19 protein-coding genes are annotated in these 23251 nt (G+C 59.4%); 15 read left to right on the top strand and 4 right to left on the bottom strand.

Going from position 1 to position 23251, the window contains the following annotated elements:
- Nucleotides 1-44: 44 nt before the first annotated feature.
- From rseP to lpxB, 7 genes are all read left to right on the top strand, one after another.
- Nucleotides 45-1184, top strand: coding sequence for an RIP metalloprotease RseP (gene rseP, locus ACZ25R_RS13180; protein WP_472461220.1), 1140 nt, complete (start codon nucleotides 45-47; stop codon nucleotides 1182-1184).
- Nucleotides 1185-1413: 229 nt separating this feature from the next.
- Nucleotides 1414-3783 carry an outer membrane protein assembly factor BamA gene (gene bamA, locus ACZ25R_RS13175; RefSeq protein ID WP_346306822.1) on the top strand — a complete coding sequence of 790 codons (2370 nt, stop codon included), beginning with the start codon at nucleotides 1414-1416 and terminating at the stop codon, nucleotides 3781-3783.
- A gap of 53 nt (nucleotides 3784-3836) precedes the next feature.
- Entirely contained in the window at nucleotides 3837-4895 is a 1059-nt protein-coding gene (lpxD, locus tag ACZ25R_RS13170) for a UDP-3-O-(3-hydroxymyristoyl)glucosamine N-acyltransferase (protein WP_223615029.1), read from the top strand.
- Nucleotides 4888-5373: a 3-hydroxyacyl-ACP dehydratase FabZ gene (gene fabZ, locus ACZ25R_RS13165; RefSeq protein ID WP_223615028.1), complete on the top strand. Its 486-nt coding sequence runs from the start codon at nucleotides 4888-4890 to the stop codon at nucleotides 5371-5373. Before lpxD ends, fabZ begins: the two co-directional genes overlap by 8 nt.
- Nucleotides 5373-6206, top strand: a complete 834-nt coding sequence (gene lpxA / locus ACZ25R_RS13160) for an acyl-ACP--UDP-N-acetylglucosamine O-acyltransferase (RefSeq protein ID WP_464660225.1) — start codon at nucleotides 5373-5375, stop codon at nucleotides 6204-6206. Before fabZ ends, lpxA begins: the two co-directional genes overlap by 1 nt.
- Nucleotides 6190-7080 (top strand): LpxI family protein, encoded by an 891-nt coding sequence (locus ACZ25R_RS13155; RefSeq protein ID WP_472461219.1) that lies wholly within the window; start codon nucleotides 6190-6192, stop codon nucleotides 7078-7080. The genes lpxA and ACZ25R_RS13155 overlap by 17 nt, the downstream gene beginning before the upstream one ends.
- Nucleotides 7077-8258: a lipid-A-disaccharide synthase gene (gene lpxB, locus ACZ25R_RS13150; RefSeq protein WP_472461218.1), complete on the top strand. Its 1182-nt coding sequence runs from the start codon at nucleotides 7077-7079 to the stop codon at nucleotides 8256-8258. Before ACZ25R_RS13155 ends, lpxB begins: the two co-directional genes overlap by 4 nt.
- A 63-nt stretch (nucleotides 8259-8321) precedes the next feature.
- Here lpxB and gltA read toward each other — a convergent pair whose 3' ends face one another.
- Nucleotides 8322-9614 carry a citrate synthase gene (gene gltA / locus ACZ25R_RS13145; protein WP_105732880.1) on the bottom strand — a complete coding sequence of 431 codons (1293 nt, stop codon included), beginning with the start codon at nucleotides 9612-9614 and terminating at the stop codon, nucleotides 8322-8324.
- Nucleotides 9615-9915: 301 nt separating this feature from the next.
- Complete coding sequence (gene gltX / locus ACZ25R_RS13140) at nucleotides 9916-11340, bottom strand: glutamate--tRNA ligase (protein ID WP_472461217.1); 1425 nt, start codon at nucleotides 11338-11340, stop codon at nucleotides 9916-9918.
- A gap of 232 nt (nucleotides 11341-11572) precedes the next feature.
- Here gltX and ACZ25R_RS13135 point away from each other — a divergent pair, with 232 nt between their 5' ends.
- Nucleotides 11573-13894, top strand: coding sequence for a ComEC/Rec2 family competence protein (locus ACZ25R_RS13135; protein WP_472461216.1), 2322 nt, complete (start codon nucleotides 11573-11575; stop codon nucleotides 13892-13894).
- On the opposite strand, the gene lexA is transcribed toward ACZ25R_RS13135, so the two are convergent.
- A complete protein-coding gene (lexA, locus tag ACZ25R_RS13130; protein WP_105733144.1) occupies nucleotides 13888-14607 on the bottom strand; it encodes a transcriptional repressor LexA in 720 nt (239 codons plus the stop codon). The two genes, ACZ25R_RS13135 and lexA, sit on opposite strands and share 7 nt — an antisense overlap.
- 188 nt (nucleotides 14608-14795) lie before the next feature.
- On the opposite strand from lexA, the gene ACZ25R_RS13125 reads away from it, so the two are divergent.
- Nucleotides 14796-15638: a GNAT family N-acetyltransferase gene (locus ACZ25R_RS13125; protein WP_472461215.1), complete on the top strand. Its 843-nt coding sequence runs from the start codon at nucleotides 14796-14798 to the stop codon at nucleotides 15636-15638.
- A 4-nt stretch (nucleotides 15639-15642) separates the two neighbouring features.
- On the opposite strand, the gene ACZ25R_RS13120 is transcribed toward ACZ25R_RS13125, so the two are convergent.
- Nucleotides 15643-16671 carry a substrate-binding domain-containing protein gene (locus tag ACZ25R_RS13120; RefSeq protein ID WP_472461214.1) on the bottom strand — a complete coding sequence of 343 codons (1029 nt, stop codon included), beginning with the start codon at nucleotides 16669-16671 and terminating at the stop codon, nucleotides 15643-15645.
- Between the two features lie 420 nt (nucleotides 16672-17091).
- Between ACZ25R_RS13120 and ACZ25R_RS13115 the strand changes: the two genes are divergently transcribed.
- From ACZ25R_RS13115 to ACZ25R_RS13090, 6 genes are all read left to right on the top strand, one after another.
- Complete coding sequence (locus tag ACZ25R_RS13115) at nucleotides 17092-18354, top strand: ABC transporter substrate-binding protein (protein WP_223615019.1); 1263 nt, start codon at nucleotides 17092-17094, stop codon at nucleotides 18352-18354.
- A 116-nt stretch (nucleotides 18355-18470) separates the two neighbouring features.
- Complete coding sequence (locus ACZ25R_RS13110; protein ID WP_346306815.1) at nucleotides 18471-19418, top strand: carbohydrate ABC transporter permease; 948 nt, start codon at nucleotides 18471-18473, stop codon at nucleotides 19416-19418.
- Nucleotides 19418-20248 carry a carbohydrate ABC transporter permease gene (locus tag ACZ25R_RS13105; RefSeq protein WP_223615017.1) on the top strand — a complete coding sequence of 277 codons (831 nt, stop codon included), beginning with the start codon at nucleotides 19418-19420 and terminating at the stop codon, nucleotides 20246-20248. The genes ACZ25R_RS13110 and ACZ25R_RS13105 overlap by 1 nt, the downstream gene beginning before the upstream one ends.
- 5 nt (nucleotides 20249-20253) lie before the next feature.
- Nucleotides 20254-21264, top strand: a complete 1011-nt coding sequence (locus ACZ25R_RS13100) for an ABC transporter ATP-binding protein (protein ID WP_472461213.1) — start codon at nucleotides 20254-20256, stop codon at nucleotides 21262-21264.
- 46 nt (nucleotides 21265-21310) lie between these two features.
- Entirely contained in the window at nucleotides 21311-22093 is a 783-nt protein-coding gene (locus tag ACZ25R_RS13095) for a ThuA domain-containing protein (protein WP_472461212.1), read from the top strand.
- A gap of 107 nt (nucleotides 22094-22200) precedes the next feature.
- The gene (locus ACZ25R_RS13090; RefSeq protein WP_472461211.1) at nucleotides 22201-23250 is read left to right on the top strand and encodes a Gfo/Idh/MocA family protein; all 1050 of its coding nucleotides are present in this window, start codon (nucleotides 22201-22203) and stop codon (nucleotides 23248-23250) included.
- The last annotated feature ends 1 nt before the right edge of the window (nucleotide 23251 follow it).

Genomic DNA, 23251 nt, shown 5'->3' with positions numbered 1-23251 from the left:
TTAGGTGACCCTCTGACGGGGTTGGGCAAGGCCCGGAGGACACTTTGACGGATACGCTGAGCTATATCTTCGGCACGCACGGTTTGCTTATCGGTACGATTTTACCCTTTCTGATTGTACTCACGGTTGTCGTCTTCGTTCACGAGATGGGGCACTATCTCGTGGGACGGTGGTGCGGCATCGGCGTCCAGGCCTTTTCGATCGGTTTCGGCCCTGAATTGTTCGGGTTCAACGACCGCAGCGGCACCCGCTGGAAATTGTCGGCGATTCCCCTGGGCGGTTATGTGAAGTTCGCCGGCGACGAGAGCGTGGCCAGTTCGCCGATCGGCTTGCCTGAAAACATGACCGCTGAAGAGCGCGCCGTTGCTTTCCACACCCAGCCCGTGTGGAAGCGCGCGGCGACGGTCTTTGCCGGCCCCGCGTTCAATATTCTTCTGACCGTTGCGATCTTTTCCGTCTTCTTTGCGCTCTATGGCCGCATGGTGGCAGACCCGGTGGTTGCGGAAGTGCGTCCGGGCGGCCCCGCTGCGGTGGCCGGATTTCTGCCGGGCGACCGCTTCATCAGCGTGGATGGCGACAAGGTGGAAACCTTTGCCGATGTTCAGCGCCATGTTTCGGCACGGGCGGGCGATTCTCTGAAATTTGTCGTCGAGCGCAAGGGGCAGGAAGTCAGTCTGACCGCCACTCCGGAGCTTGCCGAACAGAAGGACGCCTTGGGCAATCCGGTGAAAGTCGCCGCGATCGGCGTGGTGAACAATCAAGAGTTCGGCAACTTCCGGCGGGTGACCTACAACCCCATCGAATCAGTCGGCCAGGCGGTGCGTGAAAGCGGTTTCATCATTGCCCGGACAGGCCAGTTTTTCAGCCGTTTCTTTGCCGGCAGGGAAGACAAGTGCCAGCTGGGCGGACCGGTCAAAATTGCCACGATGGCAGGGCAGGCCGCCAGTCAGGGGATCGACTGGCTGATTCAGCTGACCGCCATGCTGTCGATCGGCATCGGTTTGCTCAATCTTTTCCCGCTGCCGCCGCTGGATGGCGGACATTTGATCTTTTATGCCGTGGAAGCGGTCATCCGCAGGCCGGTAAAGCCGGCCGTTCAGGAGATTTTCTTCCGGATAGGCTTCCTTCTGGTGCTGGGATTCATGGGTTTTGTTGTGTTTAATGATCTTTTCGCCTGTCGGTGATGAAAATTAAACATTAGTGAAAATTAAAGGGGTGGGGTGGAAAAGCGTTATGATCTGTTTACTATAAGCCGTGAATGGCGTGGCAGGGATGCCACGCTTTCGTGTGAAGTAAATAGATTTTAACCGTAAGCCTTGCGTGTATGTAAAAACCGGCTATGACGGTGTGCGAGTAATTGCTTAGTCCGGGATCTCGCCCGGGGACAACGAGAAACAAAGGTTTAGTAGGCCTATGGCGGCAAGTTCAAAATTCGTTGGTGCAGCGTCGGCGCTCGCCATTTCAGCGGCTCTGGTAAGTTCGGGAGCGATCGTTACGACGGTTGCGGGGATTACAGCAGCACAGGCAGCAACCGTCAGCCGCATTGAAGTGCGCGGGAACACCCGTGTGGATGCCCAGACAGTCAAGGACAATCTCGGCATCACGCCAGGCAAGCCTTTCTCCAACAATGATATTGATGCTGCCACCAAGCGCCTGTTCAACACGGGTCTGTTCGGCGATGTGCGCATCACCCAGTCCGGCGGTGCGTTGATCGTTACCGTGTCCGAGCATCAGGTCGTCAATCAGGTCATTTTCCGCGGCAACAAGAAGATCAAGGACGCGCAGCTGACCGGTGTCGTGCAGTCGAAGTCGCGCAGCGCCTTCAGCCAGCAGACGCTCGACGCTGATACCGAGGCTGTCCGCGCCGCTTATCGCAACATCGGCCGCAGCGATGCTACGGTAAGTTCGCGCATCATGGATCTCGGTCAGGGTCGCGTCAACGTTGTCTTCGACATCAACGAAGGTGACCGCACCAAGATCGCCAACATCGTATTTGTCGGCAATAACGCCTTTGGTGAGCGCCGCCTGCGCGACGTGATCTCGACCAAGCGTTCCAACCCGCTGTCCTGGCTGACGCGCAATGACGTGTACAGCGAAGATCGCATGCGGGCGGACGAAGAGTCGCTGCGCCGCTTCTATTACAACCGCGGTTATGCGGATTTCCGCGTCGTTTCGTCGACGGCCAATCTCGATGCCGCAACCAACGAATACACGATCACCGTTACGGTTGAAGAGGGTGAGAAGTACAAGTTCGGCGGCGTAGAAATCCAGAGCTCGGTCGAGGGTGTCGATACATCCAAGCTGGGTGGTCTCGTGCAGACATCCGAAGGCGATACCTATAACGCCAAGGAAGTCGAAGACTCCATCATCAAGCTGTCCGAAAAGGTGGCTGGCCAGGGTTATGCCTTTGCCAAGGTGGAGCCGCGCGGCGACCGTAACTTCGAGAACCACACGATTTCGGTCGTCTACAACATCGACCAGGGTCCGCGCGCCTATCTCGAGCGCATTGAAATCCGCGGCAACGAGAAGACACGTGACTACGTCATCCGCCGTGAATTCGATGTGAGCGAAGGCGATGCGTTCAATCAGGTCCTGATCCAGCGCGCCAAGAAGCGCCTGGAGCGGCTTGAATTCTTCCAGACCGTCAATATCTCGACCGCTCCCGGCTCGCAGCCTGACCAGGTTATTCTGGTTGTGGACGTTGTCGAGAAGTCGACCGGTGAATTCTCCATCGGTGGCGGTTATACGACCGGTGGTGAAAGCCCCGGACCGACAGTGGAAGGCTCGATCACCGAGCGCAACTTCCTCGGTCGCGGCCAGTATATCCGTATCGCTGCCGGTGGCGGCCTGAACAACAACCGTACCTACTCGCTGTCCTTCACCGAGCCTTACTTCCTCGGTCAGCGTATTTCGGCTGGTTTCGATCTGTTCAAGCGCCAGTCCGGCGTCAATGACAAGTATCAGACCGATCTGACCGGCGGTACGATCCGTTTTGGTCTGCCGATCACCGAAACACTGACGGCGGGTGTTGCTTACAACCTGTCGCAGGAAAAATACACGATCGAGGACGCTGCGAAGATCCCGGGGACGGACATTCCTGATCCGTCGCAGATTTCGCAGGCGTTCATTGATGCGGCAAATCGCGGTACATGGATCAAGTCGTCGGTCAGCTGGTCGCTTGTCTACAATACCATCGACGATACGAAAAACCCGCATGATGGTCTCTATGCCAAGTTCAACCAGGAATATGCTGGTGTCGGCGGCGATGCCAACTACCTGAAGACAACGTTCAAGGGCAGCTACTACAAGACGCTTTCCCAGGAAATGGACATTGTCGGCCTCGTCGGTGTCGGCGCTGGCTACATCAAGGGATTTGGCGACGATCTGCGCGTGTTTGACACGTTCAAGAACAATCAGGAAATGATTCGCGGCTTCAAATATGCCGGTATCGGTCCACGCGACTTGAGCGTGGCGGATGCCAAGGGCAGCTTCCTGGGTGGTAATACCTACTTCAATGCCACCGTGGAAACGCAGTTCCCGCTGCCGATCGTTCCTGAGAGCCTGGGTATTCGTGGCGCCCTGTTTGCCGACGCTGCTACATTGTATGGCAATGATCTCAAGCAGGCATCGAACACCAGCATGGAATGGCGCGCATCCGCGGGTGTAAGTATCATGTGGGCATCGCCGTTCGGTCCGCTGCGCTTCGACTACGCTTTCCCCGTCAAGAAAGTGGATGGCGATCAGGTGCAGAACTTCAACTTCGGCATGTCGAGCAAATTCTGATAGATTGCTGACCTCCCGGGGGAGCATATTTCCCCGGGGGAGAAAGTTAGTCGATGGCCGATCCGATCTTTTATGAGCCACTGCTGAACGTGACTGTTGGTCAGATCGCCGATCTGACCAATGGCGTTCTTGTGGACAGTTCTCTGGCCAACCGGCCGGTCGCCCGCCTCGCATCCCTGGCTGATGCCGGTCCCGATGCGCTTGTGTTCATCGATGGCAAGAAGAACGCGCAAAATCTCGAAGGTTTGAAAGCCGCCGGCGTTCTGTGCACGGACGAAGTCAAAGCAAGCGTGCCCAAGACCGTTGCGGTTATCGTCAGCCGCCATCCGCAGCAGGATTTCGCCGCCATTGGCCGCGCGCTTTATCCGCGGGCGGTGAATGCGCATCTCTGGAGCGGCGAAGAGACGGGTGTTTCACCCCACGCCATCATTGATCCGACCGCTGAAATAGAAGACGGCGTGACGATCGAGCCCGGTGTCATCATCGGCAAGCGCGTTTCCATCGGTGCCGGCACCGTCATTGCCGCCAGCGTCGTCATCGGCAACGGCTGCAAGATCGGCCGCGATTGCTATATCGCGCCGAGCTGCTCGGTCCAGTATGCCTTTCTTGGCAATCGTGTGCTGCTGCATCCGGGTGTGCGTATCGGGCAGGATGGGTTTGGTTATGTCCCGGGCAAGGCCGGCCTCGACAAGATGCCCCAGCTTGGCCGCGTCATCATCCAGGACAATGTCGAAATTGGCGCCAACACGACCATTGATCGCGGCGCGCTCGCCGATACAGTGATCGGCGAAGGCACGAAAATCGATAATCTCGTGCAGATTGCCCACAATGTTCGTATTGGACGCCATTGCGTGATTGCTGCGCAATGTGGCATTTCCGGTAGTGTGGTGCTTGGCGACATGACAATGCTGGGTGGCAGCGTCGGCATCAAGGATCACGTCAATATTGGTTCCCGCGTGGAAATCGCCGCAGCAAGCGGTGTGATGAATGATATTCCGGACGGTGAGCGGTGGGCCGGTGCGCCCGCGCAGCCGTTCAAGCAATGGTTCCGTGAAATCGCGAGTGTCCGCGCGATGACCAGGACCAAGAAGGAGAGCAGTTCAGATGAATGAAAATGTACAGGCGAGCAGTCTTGGCGTCGCGGACATCCAGAAGCTTCTGGCAAATCTGCCGCATCGCTATCCCTTTCTGCTGATTGACCGCATCGTCGATATCGATCGCGATGTCTCGGCCACGGGTATCAAGAATGTCAGCATCAACGAGCCGCATTTTGCCGGTCATTTTCCTGAACTGCCGATCATGCCCGGCGTTCTGATCATTGAGGCCATGGCGCAGACCGCCGGTGCTATCGTTCTGTTCCACAATGGCAGCGGCAAGCCGGGCAAGGTGTTCTTTATGACCATCGACAATGCCAAGTTCCGCAAGCCTGTCGTGCCGGGTGATCAGCTCAAGCTGCGCGTGACCAAGCTCAAGCAGCGCGGCAACATCCACAAGTACAGCTGCGTTGCGGAAGTTGATGGCGTGAAGGTTGCCGAAGCTGACGTGGCGGCAATGGTCAGCTTCCCTGAAGAAGACGAGACCGGAGCTTGATGTCCAATTCCAGCATTCATCCCACGTCGATTGTCGAGGCGGGCGCAAAGATTGGTGACAGGGTAAACATCGGGCCATTCTGCCATATCGGACCGGAAGCGGTCATTGGCAATGATGTCACTCTGCTGAGCCATGTCGTCATCATGGGGGCGACCACCCTCGGCGATGGTGCCAAGGTCTATCCGAACGCGATTCTGGGTGGCGATCCGCAGAACACCAAGCACAAGGGTGGGCACACCACGCTTGTCATTGGCCGGAACTGCACGATCCGCGAAGGCGTCACGATGAATCGCGGCACCGATGGCAGCCGGGGTTTGACCACGGTTGGCGACAACTGCATGTTCCTCGCCTATTCACATGTGGCGCATGATTGCGACATCGGCGACAATGTGACCTTTGCCAACAACGTCATGATCGGCGGCCATGTGTCCGTCGGCAATAACGTCATCATCGGCGGCGGCGCTGCCTTGCATCAATTTGTGCGGGTTGGCCACCATGCGTTTGTCGGCGGGCTTGCAGCAGTGGCACTGGATGTCATTCCCTATGGCATGGTGATCGGCAATCACGCCTATCTGGGCGGCCTGAACATTGTCGGCATGAAGCGCTCGGGCATGGCCCGCCCGGAGATACACAATCTGCGCCGTGCGGTGCGCATGCTATTCGACCGCAGCAAGCCGGTCCGCAATCGCGCCGGTGACGTGCGTCTTGCCTTTTCTCAATCGCCGGCGGTTCTCGATCTGGTCGATTTCATCACCGCTGATACCAAACGTGCGTTCTGCACGCCGCCCCTCGGTTCCGGAATCGAGACCAGCGACAGTGACGACAACAGCTAAGACAACGGATGGGACGCAACCGGCGGCCATAACGGGCCGCACGGCGATTGTCGCGGGCAACGGGCTCCTGCCCATTTCCATCGCGGAAAGCCTGCAGAAGCAGGGTGCGAACCCCCTGATCATTGCCATCAAGGGCGAGGCATCGCCCGAGATCAATGCGCGCAAGCATGCCGAAATCTCGATCGTCGAGCTGGGCGGCCTGATGAAAATCCTGAAATCGGAAGAGATCAGTAATGTCGTTCTGGCGGGGGGCGTGCGCCACCGGCCGGAATTCTCCGCGGCGCTGCGGCCCGGTAACGGCAATCTCGTCGCGTTGTATCGTTTCATGCGGGCTTTTCGCCTCGGTGACGATGGTTTGCTCAAGGCCGTGATCTCAACCATTGAGTCCTACGGCTTCCGGGTTGTCGGTGCGCATGAGATCGTGCCGGATATTCTGGCGCCTGAAGTGGGCACCATCACCCGGAAAAAAGCCGATCAGGCAAGCATTGCCGATATGCGGGCCGCCCGTGAGGCGGCCATCATGATCGGCTCGCTCGATATCGGGCAGGCGGCCATCGCCGTCGGCAGCCGTGTGGTGGCGCTGGAGGGCGTGGAGGGCACCGATGCCATGCTGCAGCGGGTCGCCGAACTGCGCATTGCCAAGCGGATCAACCGCAAGGGCGGTGTGCTGGTGAAATGCGCCAAACCGCAGCAGGAAGTGCGGGCGGATTTGCCGGCCATCGGCGTAAGCACCGTGGAGAATGCGGTGAAGGCCGGTCTGAAGGGCATTGCCATCGAAGCGCGGCGCACGCTGATCCTTGGCTACGCCGAAACAATCGCTGCTGCCAACGAAGCCGGTATTTTCATCGAAACTTTTGCGCAGGAGGCCGAGTGATGGCCGCAGCCAAGCCGCTTCGCCTTGCCATTGTTACCGGCGAAGAGTCCGGCGACCTGCTTGGTGCCGATCTGGTGCAGGCCCTGCGGCGGCAATATCCGGGCGAGGTGACCTTGACCGGCGTCGGTGGCGAGCATCTCTCAGCCCTCGGCCTCAACTCCTTGTTCGACCAGCACGAAATCGCTCTGGTCGGGCTGACGGCCATCGTCACCAAACTGCCGCAGCTCATCCGCCGCATAGCGCAGCTGGCCAAAGCCATCATTGCGGCGAAACCCGATTGCCTCGTCATTATCGACAGCCCGGATTTCACCCACCGCATCGCGCGCAAGGTGCGGGCGGCCGATCCATCGATCCCGATCATCAACTATATCAGCCCGTCGGTCTGGGCCTGGCGCCCGGAACGCGCCAAGGCGATGCGCGGCTATATCGACCATGTGCTGGCCATTCTGCCGTTCGAGGTGCAGGCATTGCAAGATCTCGACGGCCCACCTGCCACCTATGTCGGCCACAGGCTGGTGACCCATGCGCCGCTGCTGGCGGCGGCAGAGCGGAACCGGGCGCGGGAAAGCAGTTTCGCTGACAGAACCGAACACAATCTTGTTGTCCTGCCGGGGTCGCGCAGAGCAGAAATATCAAGCCTTTCCAAACCTTTCGGTGAGGCAATTGAACTGCTGGCGGAACGCGGCAACCGCTTCAGGCTGACATTGCCGACGCTTCCCAAAGTCGAACCACTGGTGCGCCAGCTCACTGCCGGCTGGAAAGTCCAGCCAAACATTGTGGTGGGCGAAGCGGAACGCCTGAAAGCCTTCGCCGAAGCCGATGCGGCTCTGGCCGCGTCCGGGACCGTGTCGCTGGAACTCGCACTGGCGCGCATCCCGACGGTGTTGTCATACCGGCCAGACTGGCTGGCGCGCATGTTCATTGCGCCGCGCATCAAGGTCTGGAGTGCGGCCTTGCCCAATATCATCGCCGACAAGCGGGTCGTGCAGGAATATTTCAACCAGTTCGTTCGTCCCGGCCCGCTGGCGCGCGAAATCGAACAACTGCTGAAACCGGGTTACGCCAGGGCGTTGCAGCTCGAGGGTTTCGACGAGATCGCGGCATTGATGCGTACCGAACGGCCTTCCGGCGAGATTGCCGCCGGGAAAGTTCTCGAATACGTGCATCAGAGGGCCTGAGGAACAGGCTTTTGGATATGAAAAAGGCGCCGAATGGCGCCTTTTTTCGTATTCTGGATGATCTTATTTGCGATTGCCGACCGGAACGTAGTCGCGCTGCGTTGCACCGGTGTAAAGCTGGCGCGGGCGGCCGATCTTCTGGTGCGGGTCTTCGATCATTTCCTTCCACTGGGCAATCCAGCCAACCGTACGGGCAACGGCGAACAGCACGGTGAACATGGTGGTGGGGAAGCCGAGTGCCTTCAAGGTGATGCCGGAATAGAAATCGACGTTCGGATAGAGCTTCTTCTCGATGAAATATTCGTCGGTCAGGGCAATGCGCTCCAGCTCCATGGCGACGTCGAGCAGCGGATCGTCCTTGATGCCGAGTTCGGCGAGAACTTCCTTGGTGGTCTGCTGCATGATCTTGGCGCGCGGATCGTAGTTCTTGTAGACGCGGTGGCCAAAGCCCATCAGGCGGAACGGATCGTTCTTGTCCTTGGCGCGGTTGATGAATTCCGGAATGCGGTCAACCGTACCGATTTCGCCGAGCATGTTGAGCGCGGCCTCATTGGCGCCGCCATGGGCAGGGCCCCAGAGGCAGGCAATGCCGGCAGCGATACAGGCGAACGGATTGGCACCGGACGAACCGGCAAGACGCACTGTCGACGTCGAGGCATTCTGCTCGTGATCAGCGTGCAAAATGAAAATCCGGTCCATTGCGCGGGCAAGAACCGGATTGGGGACGTAGTCTTCGCACGGCACGGCAAAGCACATGTGCAGGAAGTTGGTGGCGAAATCGAGATTGTTCTTCGGGTAAACGAAGGGCTGACCGATGTGATACTTGTAAGCCATCGCAGCCAGGGTCGGGATCTTGGCGATCATGCGGATGGATGCAACCATGCGCTGATGCGGATCGGAAATATCGGTCGAGTCGTGATAGAAAGCGGACAGGGCGCCAACGCAGCCGACCATGACCGCCATGGGATGGGCGTCACGGCGGAAGCCGCTGAAGAAGCGCGACATCTGTTCGTGCACCATGGTGTGGTGCGTCACGCGATAGTCGAAATCATGCTTCTGGCTCTTTGTCGGCAGTTCGCCGTAAAGCAGGAGATAGCAGGTTTCGAGGAAGTCGCCCTTTTCGGCGAGTTGTTCGATCGGATAGCCGCGATGCAGCAGAATGCCTTCGTCACCGTCGATATAGGTGATCTGCGACTCGCAGGAGGCTGTGGATGTAAAACCCGGATCGTAGGTGAATGCACCCGTGTTCTTGTAGAGTGTTCCAATGTCCACGACATCAGGTCCGATGGTGCCTTTTTTAATCGGTAACGCAAACTCGTGACCATTCAGATCGATGTTGACGCTATTCTCAGACATTGCCGTTCCTTTCTTGCTTCAGCTCTCGCTGACATCCCGTGTACCATTCCGAAGTTCGCTGCTTGAGCAGTAGACTCTCGTCGAACTTCGGAAGTGAAAGCACACGAGTTACTTCATATTCCAGTATGCCTTTGAAACAGGATGTTCCTTCCAGGCAGGTTATTTTCTGACCTCTGCGTTCAGCACACTGGCCCAAAGCCTTGACCTCTTTGCAAGGTCTTTATCCTGATTTTCTCAGGCACGTCACCGTAGCCGAACGGCATAATGTTGCAATGCAAAAATGCACCGGCGAGGCTACGGATTAACCTTTTATCCGGTCTTCGATACGGCCCAGTGACTCCTCGCGGCCAAGCACCGCCAGCACGTCGAAAACCCCCGGAGATGTTGCTCTTCCCGTCAGCGCGGCGCGCAAGGGCTGGGCTATTTTACCCAGCTTCAAGCCGGTATTTTCCGCATGAACCCGCACCGCCGCATCCAATGCTTCGGCAGTCCAGTCATTGACGGCCGACAGCGCCGGAAGAACGCCGGAAAGCACACCCAGGCCCTCTTCATTCAACAGGCCGGCTGCCTTTTCATCCAATGCCAACGGGCGTTGCGCAAACAGGTATTTCGCACTGTCCGCCAGTTCGACCAGCGTCTTGGCGCGTTCCTTCAGGCCGGGCATTGCCGCCAGCAATTGCTGACGGGTCCGCTCGTTCAGCCGCGACAGAATGTCCGCGCCGCCTTCGATCTCCGGCAGGATGTCGATCATCGCCTTGACCAGGTCGGCATCGGCGGAGAACCGCATGTAGTGGCCGTTGATCGCTTCAAGCTTCTGGAAATCGAAACGCGATGCGCCGCGATTGATGTCGGAAATCTCGAACCACTCGATCATCTGCGCATCGGACATGATCTCGTCATCGCCGTGGCTCCAGCCGAGGCGGACGAGATAGTTGCGCAGGGCGGCAGGCAGATAGCCCATGGCGCGATAGGCTTCGACGCCGAGCGCACCGTGACGCTTCGACAGCTTGGCCCCATCCGCACCGTGGATCAGCGGAATATGACCCATCACCGGGATATCCCAGCCCATCGCATCATAGATGATCGCCTGGCGCGCGGCATTGGTCAGGTGATCGTCACCACGGATGATGTGGGTGACGCCCATGTCATGGTCATCGACAACAACCGCGTGCATGTAGGTCGGATTGCCATCAGAGCGCAGGATGATGAAATCATCGAGATCCTTGTTGGGAAAGCGCACATCGCCCTGTACGAGGTCGCGCACGAGGGTTTCGCCGTCCTGCGGCGCCTTGATGCGGATAACCGGCTTGACGCCTGCAGGGGCTTCCTTCGGATCGCGATCGCGCCAGCGGCCGTCATAGCGCGGCGGGCGGCCCTCGGCGCGGGCTTTTTCGCGCATTTCCTCAAGCTCTGCCGGCGAGGCGTAGCAGTAATAGGCCTTGCCCTTGGCGACCAGCTCTTCGGCGACTTCCCGGTGACGGGGCGCGCGCTCGTACTGCGACACCGCATCGCCATCCCAATCGAGGCCCAGCCACTTCAGGCCATCGAGAATGGCCGTGACAGCCGCTTCCGAGGAGCGTTCCCGGTCCGTGTCTTCGATGCGCAGCAGCATCTTGCCGCCCGTATGCTTGGCATAAAGCCAGTTGAACAGGGCCGTGCGGGCACCGCCAATATGGAGGTATCCGGTCGGGGAGGGTGCAAAACGGGTAACAACAGGTGACGACATAAGGACTCCAACAGACGTCTCGGCCATTAGCCTAACATCCAATCGATTTGATCTGGCGTTGATGTAGCATAGGAGCGCTGTCGTGCAAGGGCATTGGCAGAATTGGAGGCAAATGCAGGGGCCCGGCACCAGTACACAAACGAGTGAACGGCAGTTTTTTGATCGTCCGGCGGACGATGAGCCGGGTCTTGCGACCCAAATATCCCAGAATGTTGCCGTCACCCGGCGAGGCGTGAGTCTGTCCATAGCGCTGCGCCGGCGCATGGGGTTGGGGCAGGATTTGCTCCCGGCCGTTTCCCGGGCATGCGGGCAGGATTATGATCGCGGCAGTCTTTTTCTGTTCGTTCCGGTTTTTGCCGGCAGCGGCGCCATTGTCTATTTCGGCTTGCCCGTGGAACCGCGGCTGAGCGCCATCCTTTTCGGATTGACCGCGCTTGCCGGGTTCAAACTCCTGGCACGCGAGCGGTATCTGACCGGGATGTGCCTTTCCGCCGCCGTGCTGGTTGTGACGGGCATGCTCTGCGCCAAACTGGAAACGCTGCGGCTGGATACACCGATGCTTGGCTCCGCCGTGACCACGCGGTTGACCGGCCGCATCGTCGCGATCAACCGCGCCGACCGGGGCGGCTGGCGCGTGACGGTGGATGTCGTGGCGACAGAGCGCCCGCAGCTGCGCTATGCCCCGGCAAGGCTGGCTGTATCGGCCAGAGCCTTGCCACCCGAAGCTGCCATAGGCAGCGGGTTGCGCGGTCTGGTGCATCTGCGCCCGCCATCCGGTCCCGTGCGATCCGGCAATTATGACTTTGCCTTCCACAATTATTACAGGGGCATCGGCGGCAGCGGCTTTTTTCTTGGCAGGCCGGAAGCAGCCTCTCTGCCGGAACCGGCTGATTTGACAACCAGAACGCTGTTTGCCGTCGCCGCGATGCGCCAGGCGCTCACCGATCGTATCCTCGGTCATATACCGGGAGAAGCCGGTGCCATCGCCGCATCGCTGATCACCGGCCAGCGCGATGGCATCAGCGAGGCCACCAACAACGCCATGCGGCTGAGCGGCCTGTCGCATATCCTCTCCATTTCGGGATTGCACATGGCGCTCGTGGCCGGGATCGTCATCGGCTCGCTGCGCGCATGCATGGCCTTCTTTCCGGACTTTGCCGCGCGCTATCCCATCAAGAAATTTTCGGCATGCGCGGCGCTGCTGGCGTCGGCATTCTATCTGCTGCTTTCGGGGATCGACGTGGCGGCCCAGCGCAGCTTTGTCATGCTGGCAGTCATGCTTGTCGCCATGACCGTGGACCGGGCGGCGCTGTCGCTGCGCAATGTTGCCCTGGCCGCCTTGGTAACCATTGCCATCGCGCCGCACGAGGTGATGGGGCCAAGCTTCCAGATGTCTTACTCGGCCACTGCCGCACTGATTGCCCTTTACGGCTGGTGGTCGCCGCGCAAGGCCGGCCGGAATGGCAAGCGTCCGCGCCGCAGCAATCTGTTGGCGCAGCTGCCCGGCAAGATCGGCGATCACATCGTTGACGTCGCGCTGACATCCCTGGTCGCCGGTTCGGCCAGTGCGATCTTTGCCGCCTATCATTTCAACAATACGGCACCGCTCGGGCTGATCGGCAACGCATTTGCCTTGCCGGTGGTCTCGGTTCTGGTCATGCCCTTCGCCGTACTGGCGCTGTTGCTGATGCCGTTCGATCTGGATTTCCTGCCGTTCGCCGTCATGGAACGCGGCATCGAGCTGGTGGTGTTCATCGCCCATCACGTTGCCGCACTCTCGCCCTCGGGCAATCTCGGTCCGATGCCGCAGCCGAGCCTGATCCTGATGAGCGCGGCACTTGTGATCCTGCTTCTCACGACGTCGTGGTTGCGTCTGTGCAGCCTGCCGCTGTTTGCTGCGGCCATCCTGATCATGGCACGCACAGCGCCGCCGGATATCGTCCTGTCCGAGGATGGCCGGCTGGCCGGTGTGCGCAATGGCATGGCATTGATGATCAATCGCCCGCAGGGCGGCGCCTTCACGTTGAACAACTGGCGGCAGGGTTTTGGGCTGGAACAGATCGTCAAACCGGCGCGGATCGGCAAAGAGGCAGCGGAGGGTGTCTTCGAATGCGCCGGAAAGCTCTGTCTGGCGCGCGAACCGGGCGGTCTCATCATTGCCTATACGGACGATCCCGCACAAAGGAACGCCGCCTGCAATGAGGGGAATATTGTCGTGCTGGGCTTTGCCGGTGTGGACACCGGTTGCCCCGTTCCGGGCCCGATGGTGATCACGCGCCGTGATCTCGCCTTGAACGGTGCTGCGGAAATCCGGTTCGGTTCCGGCGGGCAAGGGCAGGGTGACGTGACGGATGCATCGAAAGCCGGAGAAGCGCTGGAGCAAAGAGTGCAGTCAGCCCGCCTGACCTGGGCGATCGGTCCGCCCGACCGACCCTGGAACACGTACCGCATCCACTCCAATGCGGCGCGCAACCGGCCGGAGCGTTCACACAAGGCCCACGCGACCGAAGGCGTCCCGGACAATGCTGAACGGGACGCGGCGGCCGGTCAATAACGCCGGATCAGGCCGACGAGCTTGCCCTGCACCCGCACGCGGTCCGGTCCGAAAATCCGCGTTTCATAGGCGGGATTGGCGGCTTCCAGGGCAATCGAGGCACCCTTGCGGCGAAACCGCTTGAGGGTGGCCTCTTCATCATCGACCAGTGCCACGATGATTTCGCCGGGGCTTGCGGTGTCGCCACGCTTGATGACAACGGTATCGCCGTCGAAAATGCCCGCTTCGATCATCGAGTCGCCCTTGACCTCAAGCGCATAATGTTCGCCGCTGCCGATCATGTCTGGCGGAAGGCTCAGCATGTGGGTCTGGTTCTGGATCGCGGAAATCGGCACACCGGCGGCAATCCGGCCCATGACCGGAATGCTGACATTGGCAGGCATGTCCATGTCATTGGAGGCGCGCGGCTGCGGCTTCGGCGGCGCAACATTGCGTCCGAGACTGCCCTCAATGACACTCGGCTCGAACTTTCTCTGGCTGTTGAGGCCGGGTGCGATGGAGTCGGGCAGGCGCAGGACTTCCAGCGCGCGTGCCCTGTTCGCAAGCCGGCGAATGAAGCCGCGCTCTTCCAGCGCAGTGATCAGCCGGTGAATGCCGGATTTGGAGGCCAGATCCAGCGCATCCTTCATTTCGTCGAAGGATGGCGGAATGCCCGTCTCCTTCAGACGCTCATGAATGAAGAGAAGAAGTTCATGTTGTTTACGCGTGAGCATTGGCGATCCTTTAGCAGGGAATCGGAAAAACAAAACCAGAACAAACACTATCTGTTCCAGCATTGTTCTACAAGTGCTTAATATTCCGTTGCGGCAATGCTGGAAGCTTGGTTACGAAGCATGTGCGGGCAGAAATGCGCCCGTTCAGGGTACTGTTCCGTCGGTTTCCAGTTGGATATCACAATATCATGACAGCTTTCATCCGAATCGCCGAGCGCCGGGACCTTGGCGCGATCATTGACTGGGCAGCCGCTGAGGGCTGGAACCCCGGTTTGGACGATGCGGACGCATTCTGGGCCGCGGACCCCAAGGGCTATCACGTGCTTGAGGTGAATGGTGAACTGACGGCAGCGGTCTCGCTGGTCCGCTATGCGCGAGACTACGGCTTTCTCGGTTTCTACATGGTGCGTCCGCAATCGCGCGGTCTGGGTTTCGGCTGGTCGCTCTGGCAGGACGTGCTGAGCGGATTTGCCGGACAGACCGTCGGCCTTGATGGTGTCGTTGCCCAGCAGGAAAACTATCGGAAGTCGGGATTTGTCTATGCCCATGCGAATTACCGCTATGGCGGCGCACCCGGTTGCAAGGCACCCGTCAGCGGCGATATCGTCGCCATCGATGCGCAATGGATTGGCGCCGTCGCCGCCTATGACCGTCAATTCAATCCCGAACCACGGGAATCGTTCATCCGTGCCTGGCTTGGCCCGTCCGGCTCCCGCCACGGCCTGGCCTGCATTGCCGACGGAAAAATCGCGGGGTATGGCGTCGTGCGCGCATGCCGCGAGGGGTACAAAATCGGTCCCTTGTTTGCCGAAACCGAAGAGATCGCCGACCGGCTGTTTCAATCGCTCGCAGCAACAGCCGGGAATGCGCAGGTCTTTCTGGATATTCCCGGGACCAATGGGGCCGCGCGGCGCCTTTGCGACCGCTATGGTCTCGCGCCGGTGTTCGAAACCGCACGCATGTATCGCGGACCGGCGCCCGAATTACCGCTCGACCGGATTTTTGGCATCACAACCTTCGAATTGGGCTAGGCACTCACCGGCGCGGGGCGACGGGCGGACCGCTCGATTGGCGCAGGATGAGTTCGACCGGCCATATCTCATGGATGTTTTCGACCGGCTCGCCGTCGAGGACACGCACCAGCAGTTCGGCGATACGCGATCCGGCGGAGCGGATCGACGACCGGGTGGTGGTCATGGCGGGGACCATGTTGCTGGCATTGAGATAGGGGAACACGTCGTCATGGGCGATCACCGAAACTTCCTTGCCGAGTTCATAGCCCCTTGAACGGATGGCGCGGAAAATGCCGAGCGCCGTCATCATCGAGCCGGCAAGAATGGCGGTCGGATGCGGCGTATAGGACAAGAGCCGCTGCGCCTCATGGAAACCGGTTTCATCGGAAAAACGCTCATGCACGATGAAGCGCGGATCAACGGCAATGCCGCGCTCCAGCAATGCTTCGCGATAACCCATTTCGCGGTGTTCGGAAAACGTGTGGCCCTTCAGCCCGTCAATCATCGCGATACGCCGGTGGCCGAGATCGATCAGGTGCGATGCCGCCTGCCGGAAGGCGCCGGCATTGTCGATATCGAGCCAGGCATGCGGGGCGGCGATATTGGTTCGCCCGTGCAGCACAAAGGGAAATTTCGCTTCCGTCAGCATGGCGACCCGCTCGTCCATCAGGGTGGGGCCGGTGACGATGATGCCGTCCACGCGCTTGCTGGAAATCAGCCGCCGGTAGGCCGCAAGCTCGTCATTGTTGATGCTCGGGCTCATCAGCAGGTCCATTTCATGCTGCGACAGCTGCTCGGCCAGACCGGAGAAGAACTCGCTGGTGTGCGGACCGAAACGTTCGCTGCGGTCGCGCGGCATCAGGATGCCGATGGCGCCGATGCGGCCGATGGCGAGGCGCCGGGCATTGGCATTGGCGCTGTAACCGAATTTCAGGGCTGCCTGGCTGACGCGTTCGCGCGTCGCCTTGTTGACTTCAGGATAGCCGTTCAGGGCGCGACTGACGGTCGTTTGCGAGAGGCCCAGTTGTTCAGCCAGTTCCTTGAGTTTCATGGCAAGCAATCCAGTACGGTCTGTTCAGGCAATGCAGATATGACTCCAAATAATAAACATAACCAGAGGCTAAATTCAAAGCGCTTTGGTAAATTGCTCGCGATATTGTGATCCGTGGTCGGCGTAGTGCTGTTTCAACAGGGCGGCAGCCCGGAATTCGTGTTCTCAGCAATACCGTATAATGCACTGTAACATATATATAATAATCCATTTCTCCATGCGGTTGACCTTGATGTCTGGCTTGTGCCGCCAATTTGCGGCTTGACAGGTGAAAGAGCCTTTGTCATTTTTCATTCAAAGCGCTTTGAATTTTGATACTTCAAATGATTTCCAAAGCGCTTCAGGAGGAGTTTTTGAAGAGGGGCCAAGCATCGCTGCGATGTGCGGCAGCCGATTCTGTCAGATTTTTGGGAGGAAATCATGAAAGCCAAATCATTCATTGCGACCCTTTTGACCACGACCTTGCTGGCTTCGGGGGCTTTTGCCGCCAATCTGGCGATCGTATCCGGCGACACCGGCAATGGACGCGAGTTCCTGCGCAAGCAGCTTGATCAGTTCGAGAAGGAAACCGGCAACAAGGTGTCCATCGTTGCCATGCCAGCCAACAGTTCCGACAATTTCGGTCAGTACCGCCTGTGGCTCGCCGCCGGCAATACCGATATCGACGTCTACCGCACCGACGTGATCTGGGCGCCGCAGCTGGCCGACCAGTTCCTCGACCTGAAGGAAGCCGCAAAGGACGTTATCGACCAGCACATACCGTCGATCATCGAAAGCCAGACCGTCGGCGGCAAGCTGGTCGCCTTGCCGATGTTCACCGACGCCCCGGCGCTCTACTACCGCAAGGACCTGCTGGAAAAGTACAAGAAGCCGGTGCCGAAAACCTGGGACGAGATGGCGGCAACCGCCAAGGAGATCCAGGACGGCGAGCGGGCGGCCGGCAACAAGAGCATTTATGGCTTTGTCTTCCAGGCCAATGCCTATGAGGGCCTGACCTGCAACGCGCTCGAATGGGTAAAGTCCTCGGGCGGCGGGCAGATTGTCGAGGCGGATGGCACGATTTCGATCAACAATCCGGAAGCGGCAGCGGCCATCGACCGCGCCAAGGGCTGGGTCGATACCATCTCGCCCAAGGGCGTGCTTGCCTACACGGAAGAAGAAGCACGCGGTGTCTGGCAGACCGGCAATTCCGTTTTCATGCGCAACTGGCCCTATGCCTACGCGCTGGCCGGGGCCGATGGCAGCGCCATCAAGGGCAAGTTCGACGTGGCGCCCCTGCCGAGCGGCAAGGATGGCCAAAACTCGGCTGCAACGCTTGGCGGCTGGAACCTGGCGGTTTCAAAATATTCGAAGGCGCCCGAAGAGGCGATCAAGCTGGCGCTGTTCCTCGGCTCTCCCGCACAGCAGAAGGCGCGGGCGATTTCCCAGGCCAGCATGCCGACCATCAAGGCGCTTTATGACGACAAGGATATCGCCGCCGCGCAGCCGCTCATTCCAAACTGGAAGCCGGTGTTTGAAAATTCCGTTCCGCGCCCCTCGGCGCCGACGAAGGTGAAATACAATGAAGTGTCCAACATGTTCTGGAGCGCGGTCCACGATACATTATCGGGCAATGGCACCGCTGCCGAAAACCTTGAGCTTCTGGAAGCAAAGCTGACCGAACTCAAGGGAAACAGCTGGTAGACCCCTGCCAGCAAAAGGGCACGGTGCGGATGGCGTTCACAACCTCCCGAACCCCGTTCGCACCGTTTGCCTGACGCTTTCGCTTCATCCGGAACCACACGGGCAGGAATACGAGCATGACGCCTTCCACCGCACGTTCAGAGCTTTTGCGGCAGCGCGCCCGCTCGGCGCAGCTGTTTCTCATTCCGATGATCATCGCGCTGGCCATCGTTGCCGGCTGGCCCTTGCTTCGGACAATCTATTTCTCGTTCACCGATGCCTCGCTGACCAATATGAGCGCGGCCAAATGGGTGGGATTCAAGAACTATCTGTCGTGGATCCAGCTGAAAAGCGGCCGCACGATCTTCTCAGGACTTCTGGTCGATCCGACCTGGTGGAACGCCGTGTGGAACACGGTGCGCTTCAGCATCATCTCCGTGGCGCTGGAAGCCTTTTTCGGCATGATCGTCGCGCTTGTTCTGAATGCCGAGTTCAAGGGCAGGGGCATTGTCCGCGCTGCCATCCTCATTCCCTGGGCGATCCCGACCATCGTGTCGGCCCGCCTGTGGGGCTGGATGCTGAACGACCAGTTCGGCATTCTCAACGATCTGTTCATGCGCCTTGGTTTCATCAGCCATCCCATTGCCTGGACGGCGAGTGCCGATACGGCCATGACGGCGGTGCTGATCGTCGATGTCTGGAAGACCACGCCCTTCATGGCGCTGCTCATTCTGGCAGGCCTGCAGATGGTGCCGAAGGACATCTATGAAGCCGCGCATATCGACGGCGTGCATCCGATCCGCCAGTTCTTCCGCATCACCCTGCCGCTGATCAAGCCGGCACTGATGGTCGCCATCATTTTCCGCCTGCTCGATGCCATGCGCATTTTCGACCTGATCTATGTTCTGACGCCCAACAGCTCGCAGACCAAGACCATGTCGGTGCTGGCGCGGGAAAATCTCATCGAGTTCGACAAATTCGCCTATGGCTCGGCACAGTCGACGCTGTTGTTTCTGGTGATCGCGCTGATGACCGTACTGGCGATCTGGCTTGGCCGCGTGCGCCTCGACGGAGGAGACCGCTGATGATCTGGAATCTCACCAAGAACACGGCGTTTTATGCGCTCGTCACCCTGATTGTCGTGCTGGCGGTCTTTCCGTTCTACTACGCCATCATCACCAGCTTCAAAACCGGCAGCAACCTGTTCACCGTCGAGTATTTCCCGTCGTCGTTCTCGCTGGAAAATTACGTATCGGTCATCAATGCCGGCAGTTTCACCCGCAATCTGCTGAATTCGCTTGTCGTGTCGACACTGGTGGTGCTGCTGGCCCTGCTGATCGCCGTCACCGCATCCTTTGCGCTAGCCCGTGTGCGGTTTCGCGGCCGCTCGCTGCTGCTGCTGACCATCCTGTCCGTCTCGATGTTCCCGCAGATCGCGGTGCTGGCAGGCCTGTTCGAGGTCGTGCGCTTTCTCGGCCTCTACAACACGCTGTGGAGCCTCGTCTTTTCCTACACGATCTTCACATTGCCGTTCACCGTGTGGGTGCTGACCACCTTCATGCGCGATCTGCCTGTGGAAATCGAGGAGGCGGCCATTGTCGATGGCGCAACGCCTTGGGTCATCATCACCAAGGTGTTCCTGCCGCTGATGTGGCCGGCGATGGTAACGACCGGACTGCTCGCCTTCATCGCCGCATGGAACGAGTTCCTGTTTGCCCTCACATTCACGTCTTCGACCGAGGTGCGTACGGTGCCGGTCACCATCGCGCTTTTGTCCGGAGCCAGTGCGCATGAAATCCCATGGGGCACGATCATGGCCGCATCCGTCATCGTGACGGTGCCGCTCGTTGTTCTCGTCCTGATTTTCCAACGCAAGATCATTTCCGGCCTCACCGCCGGCGGCGTCAAGGGGTAACTCAAATGACAGCTATTCATCTCAACAATGTCCGCAAGTCCTTCGGTACGTTCGACGTCATCAAGGGGGTCGATCTGGAAATCAGCCCGAGCGAATTCATGGTGTTCGTCGGCCCTTCCGGATGCGGCAAGTCCACGTTGCTGCGGTTGATCGCCGGGCTTGAGGACATCACCGCCGGAACGCTCGCCTTCGACGACAAGGTGGTCAACAGCCTGACGCCGTCGCAGCGCGGCATTGCCATGGTGTTCCAGTCCTATGCGCTTTATCCGCACATGACGGTGTTCGACAACATGGCGTTCGGCCTGAAACTCGCCAAGGGCGGCACAGACGAAATCAAGCGGCGGGTGAACGAGGCGGCGGACATGCTGCAGATCACCGCCTATCTCGACCGCCTGCCGAAACAGCTTTCCGGCGGCCAGCGCCAGCGCGTGGCCATCGGCCGGGCCATCGTGCGCGATCCAAAGGTCTTCCTGTTCGATGAACCGCTGTCCAATCTCGATGCGGCCCTGCGCGTGCAGACACGGCTCGAGATCGCCAAGCTGCATGCAAAAATGCACGAGACCACGATGATCTACGTCACCCACGATCAGGTGGAGGCGATGACGCTTGCGGATCGCATCTGTGTGCTGCGCGACGGCATCGTTGAGCAGGTCGGCACGCCGCTGGAGCTTTATGAGAAGCCGCAATCGGTCTTTGTCGCCGGTTTCATCGGATCGCCGAAGATGAATTTCCTCACCGAGAAACATGCGGATACCTACCGCGCCCACACGCTCGGCGTGCGGCCGGAGCATCTCGAAATCAAGGACAGGGGCGGCACATGGAACGGCAAGCTGATCCTGTCCGAAAACCTCGGTTCCGAGACCTATCTCTACATCGATATTGGCGCGAAGGACCCGCTTGTCGTCAGACAGGACGGGACTGCAAGCCAGCAGCCCGGCGAACTGCTCCACATTTCGCCGATCAACGACAATGTCCACCGCTTCGATCAATCGGGCAGGCCGGCAGCGTCAAACTGAACTCAGCATCCTCCCAACCGCATATGCAATGAATAGGAAGACAAAGATGACCATCCGCACGCTCGTCTGGGGCGAAAATGTTCATGAACAGGTGAACAAGACCGTCGCCGAAATCTACCCCGAAGGCATGCACAACCAGATTGCCAAGCTTCTGAAATCCGACGGCAATATCTCGGTCAAGACCGCCACCCTGCAGGAACCTGAACACGGCCTGACCGACAAGGTGCTCGACGAAACCGATGTGCTGATCTGGTGGGGTCACCGCGCCCATGGCGATGTTGCCGACGACGTGGTCGAGCGCGTTGCCAAACGCGTCTGGGAGGGCATGGGCATCATCGTCCTGCACTCCGGGCATTTCTCCAAGATTTTCAAGCGCCTGATGGGCTCGCCCTGTGCGCTGCACTGGCGGGAAGCAGGTGAGCGGGAGCGGCTCTGGGTGGTCAATCCCGGCCATCCCATTGCAAAAGGCCTGCCACGCTATTTCGAGCTGGAAAACGAAGAGATGTATGGCGAGCCGTTCTCCGTGCCGGAACCGCTCGAGACCATCTTCGTCTCGTGGTTCCAGGGCGGCGAGGTGTTCCGTTCCGGCCTGACCTACCGCAAGGGCGCGGGCAACGTGTTCTATTTCCGTCCCGGCCACGAAACCTATCCAACCTATCACGATGAGACGGTCGGGCTGGTGCTGCGCAATGCGGTGAACTGGGCTTATAACCCCAACCGCTATCCGGAACTCAATACGGCGCCGAACACGCCGGTCGAACAGGCCATCGAGCCTATCACCGCCCGCGGCGGCAGCCTGCACGAAGCCGGCGAGGAAGGTTTCCGCTAAGCGCCGATCCGATCAGGGACGGCCCGCGCGGCCGTTTCCAATATCCGCAGTATCAATGCCGGCACCGCGTTGCAGCGTGCGGCACATTCATGTGAAGGACTGGACCAATGCGTCTTTTGATCTTGGGTACCGGCAGTATGGCCAATTCCCATGCCAAGAATTTCGCTGAAATCGAAGGGGTAACACTGGCGGGCGCGGTGGATGTCGATCCGGGCCGGGCGGAAGCATTCCGCGCGGAATATGGCATCGAGCGGGCATTCACCTCGCTGGAGGAGGCACTGGCCTGGGGCGATTTCGATGCGGTGGCCAATGTCACGCCCGACAGCATCCACCACGCCACGACCCTGCAGTGCATCGCGGCGGGCAAGCACGTGTTCTGCGAAAAGCCGCTTGCGGCCAATTATGAAGATGCCGCCGAAATGGCCGACAAGATCGAGGCGGCGGGTCTCGTCGGCATGGTGAACCTGACCTATCGCAATGTCGCGCAGTTGCAGGCGGCCCGCAAGCTGGTCACCAGCGGCCAGATCGGCAAGGTCAGGCACGTGGAAGCATCGTACCTGCAAAGCTGGCTTGTCTCGAAAATGTGGGGCGACTGGCAGACGGAAAGCCGCTGGCTCTGGCGTCTGTCAAAGAAGCACGGCTCCAACGGCACGCTTGGTGATGTCGGCGTGCATATTCTCGATTTCGTCGTCTATGGCACCGATACGCAAATCGACGAGGTGTTCTGCCGCCTCAAGGCATTCGACAAGGCGGAAGGCAATCGCATCGGCGAATATGAACTCGACGCCAATGACAGTTTCACCATGACGGTGAGCTTCACCAATGGCGCGCTGGGTGTCGTCCATTCAAGCCGCTGGGCCACAGGCCACGTCAATGAACTGCGCCTGCGCGTCTACGGCGACAAGGGTGCATTCGAAGTCGTGCACCGTCATGACGGCTCCAAGCTGCTGGTCTGCCTCGGCGATGACGTGGAAACGGCGGCGTGGAAAGACGTCGAGGTCGAGCCTGTTGCGACGAACTATCAGCGGTTTGTCGAGGCGGTCAAACAGGGCAAAACACTCGAACCATCTTTCCGGCACGCGTCTAGGTTGCAAAAAGCAATAGACCTTGCCAATATAACGGAAAGTGACCGTAGAGAGCACCGGTTAACTGCCTGAT

It is taken from the genome of Phyllobacterium sp. RCAM01083, assembly GCF_055685835.1.
This window is presented reverse-complemented; position numbering and strand designations above follow the sequence as displayed.

Coding starts and splice junctions, on each gene's coding strand:
- bamA (WP_346306822.1), top strand. CDS start 1,414: ATGGCGGCAAGTTCAAAATTCGTTGGTGCAGCGTCGGCGCTCGCCATT.
- ACZ25R_RS13100 (WP_472461213.1), top strand. CDS start 20,254: ATGACAGCTATTCATCTCAACAATGTCCGCAAGTCCTTCGGTACGTTC.
- ACZ25R_RS13110 (WP_346306815.1), top strand. CDS start 18,471: ATGACGCCTTCCACCGCACGTTCAGAGCTTTTGCGGCAGCGCGCCCGC.
- lexA (WP_105733144.1), bottom strand. CDS start 14,607: ATGCTCACGCGTAAACAACATGAACTTCTTCTCTTCATTCATGAGCGT.
- ACZ25R_RS13125 (WP_472461215.1), top strand. CDS start 14,796: ATGACAGCTTTCATCCGAATCGCCGAGCGCCGGGACCTTGGCGCGATC.
- ACZ25R_RS13105 (WP_223615017.1), top strand. CDS start 19,418: ATGATCTGGAATCTCACCAAGAACACGGCGTTTTATGCGCTCGTCACC.
- lpxD (WP_223615029.1), top strand. CDS start 3,837: ATGGCCGATCCGATCTTTTATGAGCCACTGCTGAACGTGACTGTTGGT.
- ACZ25R_RS13090 (WP_472461211.1), top strand. CDS start 22,201: ATGCGTCTTTTGATCTTGGGTACCGGCAGTATGGCCAATTCCCATGCC.
- gltA (WP_105732880.1), bottom strand. CDS start 9,614: ATGTCTGAGAATAGCGTCAACATCGATCTGAATGGTCACGAGTTTGCG.
- lpxA (WP_464660225.1), top strand. CDS start 5,373: ATGTCCAATTCCAGCATTCATCCCACGTCGATTGTCGAGGCGGGCGCA.
- ACZ25R_RS13120 (WP_472461214.1), bottom strand. CDS start 16,671: ATGAAACTCAAGGAACTGGCTGAACAACTGGGCCTCTCGCAAACGACC.
- gltX (WP_472461217.1), bottom strand. CDS start 11,340: ATGTCGTCACCTGTTGTTACCCGTTTTGCACCCTCCCCGACCGGATAC.
- ACZ25R_RS13095 (WP_472461212.1), top strand. CDS start 21,311: ATGACCATCCGCACGCTCGTCTGGGGCGAAAATGTTCATGAACAGGTG.
- fabZ (WP_223615028.1), top strand. CDS start 4,888: ATGAATGAAAATGTACAGGCGAGCAGTCTTGGCGTCGCGGACATCCAG.
- ACZ25R_RS13115 (WP_223615019.1), top strand. CDS start 17,092: ATGAAAGCCAAATCATTCATTGCGACCCTTTTGACCACGACCTTGCTG.